Annotated in this window: 9 protein-coding genes; 4 read left to right on the forward strand and 5 right to left on the reverse strand. The window is 68.6% G+C overall.

All coding sequences use genetic code 11. From position 1 onward, the window contains the following. Positions 1-45 precede the first annotated feature (45 nt). On the reverse strand, positions 46-1,572 hold the full coding sequence (locus tag JZZ72_RS24190) for an MFS transporter (protein ID WP_054915568.1): 1,527 nt from the start codon (positions 1,570-1,572) through the stop codon (positions 46-48). 214 nt (positions 1,573-1,786) lie between these two features. Here JZZ72_RS24190 and JZZ72_RS24195 point away from each other — a divergent pair, with 214 nt between their 5' ends. Continuing rightward, entirely contained in the window at positions 1,787-2,659 is an 873-nt protein-coding gene (locus tag JZZ72_RS24195; protein ID WP_100634398.1) for a LysR family transcriptional regulator, read from the forward strand. A 15-nt stretch (positions 2,660-2,674) separates the two neighbouring features. Here the strand turns inward: JZZ72_RS24195 and JZZ72_RS24200 are convergent, their stop codons facing one another. From JZZ72_RS24200 to JZZ72_RS24215, 4 genes are all read right to left on the reverse strand, one after another. After that, entirely contained in the window at positions 2,675-4,087 is a 1,413-nt protein-coding gene (locus JZZ72_RS24200) for an aspartate aminotransferase family protein (RefSeq protein ID WP_100634396.1), read from the reverse strand. A 125-nt stretch (positions 4,088-4,212) separates the two neighbouring features. Next, positions 4,213-4,686 carry a GNAT family N-acetyltransferase gene (locus JZZ72_RS24205; RefSeq protein WP_043862402.1) on the reverse strand — a complete coding sequence of 158 codons (474 nt, stop codon included), beginning with the start codon at positions 4,684-4,686 and terminating at the stop codon, positions 4,213-4,215. 68 nt (positions 4,687-4,754) lie between these two features. After that, a complete protein-coding gene (locus JZZ72_RS24210; protein WP_210015284.1) occupies positions 4,755-6,086 on the reverse strand; it encodes an ATP-binding protein in 1,332 nt (443 codons plus the stop codon). Beyond that, positions 6,083-6,766: a response regulator gene (locus JZZ72_RS24215; protein ID WP_043862400.1), complete on the reverse strand. Its 684-nt coding sequence runs from the start codon at positions 6,764-6,766 to the stop codon at positions 6,083-6,085. The genes JZZ72_RS24210 and JZZ72_RS24215 overlap by 4 nt, the downstream gene beginning before the upstream one ends. A 175-nt stretch (positions 6,767-6,941) precedes the next feature. On the opposite strand from JZZ72_RS24215, the gene dsbD reads away from it, so the two are divergent. The 3 genes from dsbD to dsbG are packed head-to-tail and all read left to right on the forward strand — an operon-like array spanning position 6,942 to position 10,257. Continuing rightward, on the forward strand, positions 6,942-8,660 hold the full coding sequence (gene dsbD / locus JZZ72_RS24220; protein ID WP_210015285.1) for a protein-disulfide reductase DsbD: 1,719 nt from the start codon (positions 6,942-6,944) through the stop codon (positions 8,658-8,660). Continuing rightward, on the forward strand, positions 8,660-9,505 hold the full coding sequence (locus tag JZZ72_RS24225; protein ID WP_043862398.1) for a TlpA family protein disulfide reductase: 846 nt from the start codon (positions 8,660-8,662) through the stop codon (positions 9,503-9,505). The genes dsbD and JZZ72_RS24225 overlap by 1 nt, the downstream gene beginning before the upstream one ends. Beyond that, a complete protein-coding gene (gene dsbG, locus JZZ72_RS24230) occupies positions 9,502-10,257 on the forward strand; it encodes a thiol:disulfide interchange protein DsbG (protein WP_210015286.1) in 756 nt (251 codons plus the stop codon). Before JZZ72_RS24225 ends, dsbG begins: the two co-directional genes overlap by 4 nt. Positions 10,258-10,912: the final 655 nt, after the last annotated feature.

Below are 10,912 nucleotides of genomic sequence, written 5' to 3' on the forward strand. Positions count from 1 at the left end.
ACGCCTGGGGCTTTTCAGTTGCGCCGAACACCAGCGTGCGCGCGATCAGCGCGCCGGCAGCGGTTGCGGCACCGGCAGCGGCCTGCCAAGCAGCACACCGACCACCACGGCGAACACCAGAGCCGCCACCCCGGCGCTTTGCAGCACCGTCTCGAAGCCGCCGATGAAGGCGTGCTGCGCCAGCGGCGCGAGGGTTTCGCGCAGTGCCGGGTCGACCATAGCCAGCGCTGCCGGCAGGTCACCGGCGGCAACCCGGGTGGCCATGTCGCCGACCTTGTCCAGTTGCCCAGGCGCCACCCCTGCCACCGCCTCGCGCAGCAACTGCCCGCTGCGCGCCGCCAGGATACCGCCCAGAATGCCGATGGCCAGCACGATGGCACCAAAGCGCGTGGTAGTGCTCAGGCCCGAGGCCATGCCGGTGCGCTCGCGCGGCACGCAGGCCATGATGTTCTTCTGCGTGTCGCCGTTGAGCAGCCCGGCCCCGGCGCCCAGCACGATGCTGGCCAGAGCGAAGCTCAGGTAGCCGCCATAGCTGGCCGCCGCGCCGCACAGCAGGTTGCCCGCGCCCACCAGCAGCAGGCCCAGGGCGAACACCTGGGCGCTGCTCAGCCGCGCCGACAGGCGCATGCCCAGGCGCGGGGTCAGCAGCATCGCCAGGGCAAACGGCAGCATGCCCGCGCCGGCGGCCAAGGCCGACAGTTGCAGGCCGTTCTGCAGGTACAGCGGCAGCAGGGTCATCATCACCTGGGCACAGGCGGCGTAGGCGAACATGCCCAGCAATGCACCGATGAAGCGTGCGCTGCGCATCAGTTGCAGGTCGATCATCGGCCGCGCCTGATTGCGCTCCACCAGAATGAACAGGCCGAACAGGAACGCTGCGATCACCAGGCGCCCCAGGGTCTGGGCACTGCCCCAGCCGACCTGGTTGGCATCGATCAGCGCCCAGATCAGGTAGCCCAGGCTGCCGGCGAAGGTCAGGCTGCCAAACGGGTCCAGCCGCGCGGCGGCGCTATCGCGGGACTCCTCGACACTGCGCCGCACCATCACCGCCAGCACCGCCACCAGTGGCAGGTTGATGTAGAAGATCCAGCGCCAGCCCAGGGTGCTGGCGATCAGCCCGCCCAGCAGCGGCGCGAAGGTGATGGTCGCGCCCATGCACGCGCCCCAGAACGCCCAGGCCCGCATGCGCGCCTCGGGCTCGTGGAAGCGGTGGCCGATGGCAGCCAGTGCCGAGGTCAGCAGCAACGCCGCGCCCACGCCCTTGGCGGCCCGTGCGATGTCGAGGAACACCAGGGTGGGCGCCGCGCCGCAGGCCAGCGAGGCGAGGCCGAACAGGCCCAGGCCCAGTTGCAGCATGCGCCGGCGCCCGAAGCGGTCGGCCAGGCTGCCGGCGGGCAGCAGCAGCGCGGCGAAGGCCAGCAGGTAGGCGCTGACCACCCATTCGATGTCGGCGAACGAGCCGGACAGGTCGCGGGCGATGCTCGGCAGGCTGACGGCGACGATATTGGTGTCGAGAATGATCAGGGCGCACACGGCCGAAGCCGTGAACAGGGTGAAACGGGCGGAGGACATTGCAAGGCTCCCGTGCAAGGCGATCTGGGGCCGGTGTCGCGGTGTCCGAGCAGGCTGCCGCGACAGGGCCGGTGTAGCCACCGGATGCTCATCGGCGCAGCGGCTTTGCCGCCACGTCACGCATCTTGTAGTGTTACTACACATTACCGCCGCAACGGCCTGGCCTTGTTAGCCAGGATCGCCTGCGTCATTAGCCTGCAGCTAACGAGACCCCATGGAAATCCGCCATTTCCGCTATTTTCTCAGCGTCGCCCGCCTCGGCCACTTCACCCGCGCCGCCGAGCAACTGGGCATCGCCCCGCCGACCCTGAGCCGGCAGATCCAGGACATGGAAAGGCAGCTGGGTGTGCGCCTGTTCGAGCGCAGCCAGCGCGAGGTGTGCCTGACCGCCGCCGGCGAGGCGCTGCTGCCCGAGGCCGAACAGGCGGTACGCCAGTTCGATGCCGCGCAGCTGGGCGCACAACGGGCCGGGCGCGGTGACGTGGGGCGTATCGAGTTGGGGTATGTGGCCTCGGCGGCCTTTTCGGGGCTGCTCCAGCAGCAGGTGACGCGCTTCAGCCAGTCGCACCCGGGGGTGGTGCTGAACATCCGCGAGCAACCCATGGCCGAGTCCCCCGCGCTGGTGCGTGACGGTGTGCTGGATATCGCCTACGTGCGCACGCCGATGGACCTGCCCGACGAACTGGTCGCGATGGACCTGCACGAAGAAGGCTTTGTCCTGGCCCTGCCGGCCAGCTCGCGGTTGAACGAGCTGCCGCAGATCATGGCCGCACGCCTGGCCACCGAAACCTTCATCTTGCCCGAGCAGATCTCCGGCACCCTGGCCGTCGCCGCCCAGGGTGGCTTCGTGCCGCGCCTGGGGCCGCAGCCGGGTAGCCTGGTGGCGGTCATCACCCTGGTTTCGCTGGGCCAGGGCGTGGCGCTGGTGCCCGAGTCGGTGCTGCAACACATCACCCTGCCGCAGGTCAGCTACCGGCGCATCGCCGACAGCCAACCCACCTCGTGCCTCACCGTGCTGCATCGGCGTTTCGAGAAGGCGCCCGCGGTGATGCGCTACATCGAGGCCCTGCGCACCGGCCAGGGCTGATCGCACCCGCGCGCCTTACAGACGCTGCAGGGCCGCCGGCAAGGCGCGGGCGAAGCGCTCGGCCACGTCGTCCACCTGCGCGGCGGTAATGATCAGCGGCGGCAGAAAGCGCACCACGCAACCGTTGCGCCCACCCAGTTCGATGATCAGCCCGCGCTTGAGGCATTCGTTCTGGATCAGCGAGGCCAGCTTGCCGAACCCCGGCGCATGCCCCAGCGCATCGGCGGCCCCTTGCGGGTCCACCACCTCGACGCCGAGCATCAGCCCGCGACCGCGAATGTCGCCCAGTTGCGGGAAGTCGCGCTGCAGCACCGCCAGGTGCTCGCACAGCCGTGCGCCCATGGCCTCGGCGTGGGCAGCCACGTCGTGTTCCTTGAGATAACGCATCACCGCCGAGCCTGCAGCCATGGCCATCTGGTTGCCACGGAAGGTGCCGGCGTGGGCACCCGGCAGCCAGGTGTCGAGCCAGTCGCGGTACACCACCACTGCCAGCGGCAGGCTGCCGCCGATGGCCTTGGACAGCACCACCACGTCCGGCACGATGCCGGCGTGCTCGAAGGCGAACATCCTGCCGGTACGGGCAAAGCCGCTCTGGATCTCGTCGACGATCAGCGCCACGCCCGCCTGCTCGGTGATGCGCCGCACGCCGCGCAGCCAGTCGAGGTCGGCCGGGATCATGCCGCCCTCGCCCTGCACCACCTCGACGATCACCGCCGCCGGCAACTGCACGCCGCCTTCGGGGTCGCTCAGCAGGTTTTCCAGGTAGCGCAGGTTGACCTGCACGCCCTGCTCGCCGCCCAGCCCGAACGGGCAGCGGTAGTCGTAGGGGTATGGCAGGAACTGAACGCCGTTGCCCAGCAGCGCGCCCATCGGTTTCTTCGGCCCCAGGCTGCCCATCAGGCTCAGCGCGCCCAGGCTCATGCCGTGGTAGCCGCCCTGGAACGACAGCACCGTGCTGCGCCCGGTGGCAGTGCGTACCAGCTTGAGCGCGGCCTCCACCGCATCGGTGCCGGTCGGCCCGCAGAACTGGATCCGGGCCTGGGCGCTGAAGGCCGGTGGCAGCAGGCCGAACAGGTCCTGCACGAACTGGTCCTTTACCGGCGTGGTCAGGTCCAGGGTATGCAGCGGCAGGCCGTCCGCCAGCACCTGCTGGATCGCCTCGATCACCACCGGGTGGTTGTGGCCCAGGGCCAGGGTGCCGGCGCCGGCCAGGCAGTCGATGAACTGGCGGCCCTCGACGTCTTCGACGTAAAGCCCCTGGGCACGCTTGAGCGCCAGCGGAATGCGCCGCGGGTAACTGCGTGCATTGGACTCCTGCTGCTTCTGTCGCGTCAGCAGCGGCGAATCTTCGAAGTGATAAAGCGTTTCGCCAGGCTCGTCGGCTGAAGAAGCCGGCTGTGCCTGGGCAAGGCAGGTAGCGACTGACATCGGAAGTAACCCTCGCAAGCAAGCGGATGGTCCCGCCACGCGCCGATGGCCAGCGTTGTGTCGGGATGTGTACTCGCTTGAAAGACGCACCAACGCCCTGCGGATTTAGCGTGCGGGGCGGTCTTCTAGAAGGTTTTGTGCATCAGTTGCAGGTGCAGGCCATGAAATCCCAGCGCCTCACCGCTGGGCGAATAACCCAGGCGTGCGAAAAAATCCTGGGCCGAGGCGGTGCTGTACAGCGATGCATGGGTACAGCCCCAGCGGCGCAAGGCGTGTTCCAGGTCCAGCACCAGTGCCCGACCGATGCCATGCCCGGTGTAGTCGCGCTGCACGAAGCACTGGCAGATCTCGCCGCTGCGCAAGGCCAGCGCGGTAGCCACCGGGCGCCCCTGCCAGCGCCCCAGGTTCAGGTACAGGGCCGGGTCGCCCAGCCAGTCGGTGATCTGCGCACGCTGCTTGCTGCGCGACCAGGCGTCGATCACCTGCAGGTCACCGTGATGGTCCTGGTCGGCTGCGGTGGCGATGCTCTGCTGCATCAGCCGCTCGATCAGGGCGGCCTCGGCCGGCCGGGCCCTGGCAATGCGAATCCGTTCGTCCATGAGTGCTCCCTGGTGCTGTGCGGTCCACACCTTACGGGGGCGACCGGCGCCTGACGAGGCCGGCGGAGTTACATTTGATGTGCACGCAACGGCATCTGCAGCAACACGCGCAAGCCGTCGGCGTGGCTGTCGAACGTCAGCGAGCAGGCGCAGCGCTGCACGATCGCCTGCACGATCGCCAGGCCCAGGCCACAGCCTTCGCTATGGCCATTGCACCAGAAACGCTGGGTCACATGCTGCAGGTTCTGTGCATCGATGCCCGGCCCATGGTCGCGCACCAGAAAGCCCACGGTGTTCGCCTCGACCTGAACATGCAGCTCCACCGGCGCATCGGCGGCGCTGTGGCGCAGGGCGTTGTCCAGCAGGTTGCGCAAGGCCGCCACCGCCAGCGCCGCGGGCATGTCGGGAAACACCTGGGCCGCCGGCGCCGCAGCCTGCAGCACGATGCGCCGGTTGTCGCCCAGGCCCGCATCCTGGATGGCCTGGCGGGCGATCTGCTCGGCGCTGTACTGCACGCCATCATCGAACGACAGGCTGCCCTCCACCCGCGCCAGCAACAGCAGCTGCTCCAGGGTATGGTGCAGGCGATCGGCGCCCTGCTCGGCATGCTCCAGGGCCTGCTCGCGCACGTTGCCATCGGTCATGCGGGCCACTTGCAGGTGGGTCTTGATCGCCGTCAGCGGGCTGCGTAGTTCATGCGCGGCATCGCCGGTCAGGCGCCGTTCGCGCTCGATGGTCTGGCCGATGCGCTGGAACAGCTGGTTCTGGGTTTCGAGCAACGGCTGCAATTCGCTGGGCAGGGCACGCACCTGCAACGGCTCCAGCGAATCGGGGCTGCGCCTGCGCAGTGCGTCGCGCATGCGGTTGAGCGGCGCCAGGCCCTTGCCCACCCCCAGCCACAGCAGCCCGAGGCTGCCCAGCAACGCCACCAGCACGGGTGCCGAGGCCGCCAGCAGGATCGAGCGGTTCAGCGCCTCGCGCTCCAGGTGCCGGTCGGCAGTGGTGATGCGTACGTCGCCGCGTGCATAGGTGAAGCTGCGCCACAGTGCGCCATCGATCATCTGGTCGTGAAAGCCGCTGCGCTGGTCGTCGAGGGTCTGGTCGGCATGGTTGTGGCTGCGCGCCAGGATCTCGCCGCGCAGCGAGCTGACCTGGCAGGCCATGCCATCGGGGATGCTGAACTGGTCGGTGCTCAGGCGCGTGCCCTCGCCCTTGCTGGTCAGCGGCTGCGGCAACTGGTCGATCAGGCCGGCGACCATGCGCGCCGAAGCCACCAGGCGCTGGTCGAGGGAGAACATCATCTGCTGACGCAGGTCGCACAGCATCCACGTCGCGGCCAGGGCCCAGATCAGGATGAAGGCAGTGCCCAGAATCAGGCTCAGGCGCAGGCGCAGGCTCATCGTTGCAACGCCTGCGGCACCTGGGCCGGCCCCAGGCGATAACCCAGGCCGCGCACGGTCTCGACGATGCCGTTGCCCAGCTTGCGGCGCAGGTGATGGATGTGCACGTTCAGGGCATTGCTTTCGACCTCGTCGCCAAAGCCGTAGACGCTGTCCTTGAGCTGCTCGCTGGACAACACCCGGCCGCGGTTCTGCAGCAGGGCCTGGAGCAGCGCCTGTTCGCGGCGCGACAGGTCCACCGGCTGACCGGCCAGGTGCGCTTCGCAGCTGGAGGGGTCGAAGCTCAGCGGGCCGTGTTCGATGACGTTGACACAGCGCCCGGCCACGCGGCGCAGCAGGGTGTGCAGGCGCGCGGCCAGCTCGCGCAGATCGAAGGGTTTGAGCAGGTAGTCGTCGGCGCCGGCCTGCAGCCCGTCGACCCGGTCGGTGACCGCATCGCGCGCGGTCAGGATCAGCACCGGCAGGCTGTGGCCCTGCTGGCGCAGGCGTTGCAGCAGCTTGAGGCCGTCTTCGTCGGGCAGCCCCAGGTCCAGCACCATCACGTCGAAATGCGCGGCCTGCAGCATCGCCCGCGCCGCACTGGCGCTGGCCACGCGGTCGACGGTCAGGCCCTGGGCACTCAGGCCGGCAATGATGCCGCTGGCGATCAGGTCATCGTCTTCACAGAGCAGTACGTGCATGGGGCGGGCTCGGTCGTTGGCAGAAAGGCCCAGTGGGCCACAGGCGGATTAACCGGGGATTATGCCGCGCCCAGGCGCACACGTCGCCTGCGAGGCGACGGCTGCCCATCGGTTAACCCTGGGTTAATCCATGCCGGTCAGTCTTGCGGGCTTATCGCACTGCCAAGGCGTCGACATGCGCGTATTTCTGCTAGCCCTGCTGTGGCTGTTCAGTTCGCTGAGCCAGGCCCAGCCCTTCAACAACCCTTTTGCCCAGAGCGAATTCCTGCCCGTGGAAAAGGCCTTCGTGTTCAGCAGCGAGCGCCTGCCCTCGGGGCAGATGCGCCTGCACTGGCAGATCAGCGACGGCTACTACCTGTACCAGAAGCGTCTGAAGTTCGATGGCCTGGCCCCCGAGGCGGTACCACCATTGCCGCCGGCCCTGCCCCACAGCGACGAGTACTTCGGCGAAACCCAGGTGTACCGCGGCGAACTCGAGCTGCTGATACCGGCCAACGCCACCGGCCAGTTGCGCATGGGCTGGCAGGGCTGTGCCGACGCGGGGCTGTGCTACCCGCCCCAAACCAGCCCGGTCGACCTGGGCGGGCAGGCCGCAGGCGCCGAACAGGCCAGCGACCAGGCCCTGGCCGGCAGCCTCGGCGAACACCCGCTGGCCTGGAGCCTGCTGGCCTTCTTCGGCCTGGGACTGCTGCTGGCCTTTACCCCCTGTTCGTTGCCGATGCTGCCGATCCTGGCCGGGCTGGTGATGGGCAACGGCGCCAGCACCCGCCGCGGGCTGGTGCTGGCAGGCGCCTACGTGCTGAGCATGGCGCTGGTGTATGCCGCCCTGGGCGTGGTCGCCGCACTGCTTGGCGCCAGCCTGCAGGCATGGCTGCAGCAGCCTTGGCTGCTGGGCAGCCTGGCCGCGCTGTTCGTGCTGCTGGCCCTGCCGATGTTCGGCGCCTTCGAGCTGCAGCTGCCCACCTTCGTGCGCGACCGCCTGGAGCGCGCAGGCCGCAACACCCGTGGCGGCAATCTGTATGGCGCGGTACTGCTGGGGGCCTTGTCGGGCCTGCTGATGGGGCCGTGCATGACCGCCCCGCTGGCCGGCGCGCTGCTGTACATCGCGCAGAGCGGCAATGCCGTGCATGGGGCGCTGGTGCTGTTCAGCCTGGGGCTGGGCATGGGCCTGCCGCTGTTGCTGCTGGTGACCGTGGGCAACCGCTACCTGCCACGTCCGGGGGCCTGGATGAACCGGGTCAAGGCGGTGTTCGGCTTCGTGTTCCTGGGCATGGCGCTGTACACCCTGCGCGCGGTGCTCGACCCTGCGCTGTGGCTGGGCCTGTGCGGGGCCTGGCTGATCGCGCTGGCCTGGGGCGCCTGGCCCGCGGTCCACACCCTGCGCGCCCTGCAACCGGCCGTGCTGCTGGCGGGCCTGTGGGGCGCCTTGCTGGTGGTGGGCGCGGCCGGTGGCGCGAGCAACCTGCTGCAGCCCCTGCAACCCTATGCCGGTGGCACCGGCAATGCCGTGGCTGCGCCCCACGCCGACGCCTTCACCACGGTGCGCACCCCGGCCGAGCTGCAGGCGCAGCTGGACGCCGCCAAGGCCCAGGGGCAGTGGGTGTTCCTGGATTACTACGCCGACTGGTGCGTGTCGTGCAAGGTCATGGAAAAACAGGTGTTCGCCCGCCCCGACGTGCTCGCCGCGCTGGAAGGCGTGCGCCTGGTACGCCTGGACGTGACCGCCGATGCCCCGGCCAGCCAGCAGTTGCTGCAGCGCTACCAGGTGCCCGGCCCGCCGAGCATGCTGTGGATCGGCCCCGAGGGCGACGAGCGCCGGGCCAGGCGCATCACCGGTGAAGTCAACGCCGCCACCTTCCTGCAACACTGGACCGCCACCCGGAGCCAAGGCTGATGCTGACCGTTAACCTGGGCCCCCTGACCATCGCCCTCGACCACCTGCTGCTGCTCTGCGCCCTGGGCCTGGCCACGCTGGTGGGCTGGCGGGTGGCCAGGCGCGGCGGCGACAACCCCGAGGCCGCACTGTTTCGCCTGTTCCTGCTCGGCCTGCTGTGCGCCCGGCTGGGGTTCGTGGCGCGCTACTGGTCGATGTATGCCGAGGACCCGGTGCAGATCATCGACATCCGCGATGGCGGCTTTTTGCCCTGGGCCGGCCTGGTGGCGGTGCTGCTGGGGGCGGCCTGGTACGCCTGGCGCCAGGCGAGCCTGCGCCGGCCACTGGGCTGGGGCCTGTTCAGCGGCGCGCTGTTCTGGTTGCTGGCCAGCTGGGCCAGCCACCTCTACGAACAGGGCACGCAACTGCCGGACCTGGCCCTGCGCGATGCCCAGGGCCATTCGGTGGCGCTGCACAGCCACCGCGGCCGGCCGTTGGTGATCAACCTGTGGGCCACCTGGTGCCCGCCGTGCCGGCGCGAGATGCCGGTGCTGCAACAGGCCCAGCATGATTATCCGGACGTGACCTTCCTGTTCGTCAACCAGGGCGAAACCCCGCAGATCGTCACCAACTTCCTGGCCACCACCGGCCTGAACCTGTCCCATGTACTGTTCGATACCGGTGGCCAGCTGGCCCAGCAGGTCGGCTCCATGGCGCTGCCCACCACCCTGTTCTACGACGCCGAGGGGCGCCTGGTGGGCAGCCACCTGGGGGAGCTGTCCCGTGCCAGCCTGCGCCATGCCCTCGAATCCTTCGACCGCGATACCGCGCTCGCTCCCACCGTTCCAGCAAGGACGACACCATGAAAGTTTCCGCCATTACCCTCGCCCTGGGCATGTTCGCCACCCAACTGGCCGTCGCCGAAGAATTGCCCAAGGCCGTGCAGCAGATCGAGGCCAAGGGCGCCAAGGTCACCGGCAGCTTCGATGCGCCCAATGGCCTGAAAGGCTATGCCGCGCAGTTCCAGAACCGTGGCGTGGCCCTGTACCTGACCCCGGACGGCAAGCACGTGCTGGTTGGCAGCCTGTTCGACGAACAGGGCCAGGACCTGAGCGAGGCGCCGCTGGAGAAGCTGGTGTATGCACCCATGGCCAAGCAGGTGTGGGCCAAGCTCGACAAGACCGCGTGGATTGCCGATGGCAAGGCCGATGCACCGCGGGTGGTGTACCTGTTCAGCGACCCCAACTGCCCGTACTGCAACATGTTCTGGCAGCAGACACGGCCGTGGGTGGACTCGGGCAAGGTGCAATTGCGCCACATCATGGTCGGCATCATCCGCGCCGACAGCCCGGCCAAGTCGGCCGCGTTGCTGGCCAGCGCCGACCCGCAGAAGGCCTTGCAGGCCCATGAAAGCGCGGGCAAGGCCAGCACCCTCAAGCCGCTGGCGAAGATTCCGGCGCAGGTGCAGGCCAAGCTGGATGCGAACCTGGCGCTGATGGAGGAGCTGGGGTTGTCGGCTACGCCGGCGATCTTCTACCTGGATGACAAGGGGCAGTTGCAGACCCAGCAGGGTGCGCCGCGGCCAGAGATGTTGGGGAAGATACTGGGCAAGCGCTGAGGTTGTTGGGACGACAAAAATCTGAAGCCGGGCACCAGGGCTGACAATGCAAATCCTGCAGGCCATGGCGCGTTGCAACCAATGTAGGAGCCGGCCTTGCCGGCGAAGCGCCGCGCGGGCGGCGCTCGATCCTGAGGGCGCTGCAAAGACATCGACTAGCACCCGCACGGTCACCGCGATCTCCAGCCGGACCTTCCTACCCCACAATCTCCTGCCTTGAAATTGCATCAGGGCGTGAAGGTGCCTGTCTTGGGTTCACCGGCGCTCTTGAGACCGAGCGCCGCCCGCGCGGCGCTTCGCCGGCAAGGCCGGCTCCTACATTGGTTGCAACGCGCCATGGCCTGCAGGATCGGTGTTGTCAGTCTTGTTTGTTCGGCCGAAGATCGCAGTAGGGCCATCATGGGCCAGTCGACACCCTTGCAGCGCCCTCAGGATCGAGCGCCGCCCGCGCGGCGCTTCGCCGGCAAGGCCGGCTCCTACATCGGTTGCAACGCACCATGGCCTGCAGGATCGGTGTTGTCAGCCTTGTTTGTTCGGCCGAAGATCGCAGTAGGGCCATCATGGGCCAGTCGACACCCTTGCAGCGCCCTCAGGACCGAGCGCCGCCCGCGCGGCGCTTCGCCGGCAAGGCCGGCTCCTACATTTGCTGCAACGT

Source organism: Pseudomonas palmensis (assembly GCF_017848315.1).
GTDB classification, from domain to species: Bacteria; Pseudomonadota; Gammaproteobacteria; order Pseudomonadales; family Pseudomonadaceae; genus Aquipseudomonas; species Aquipseudomonas palmensis.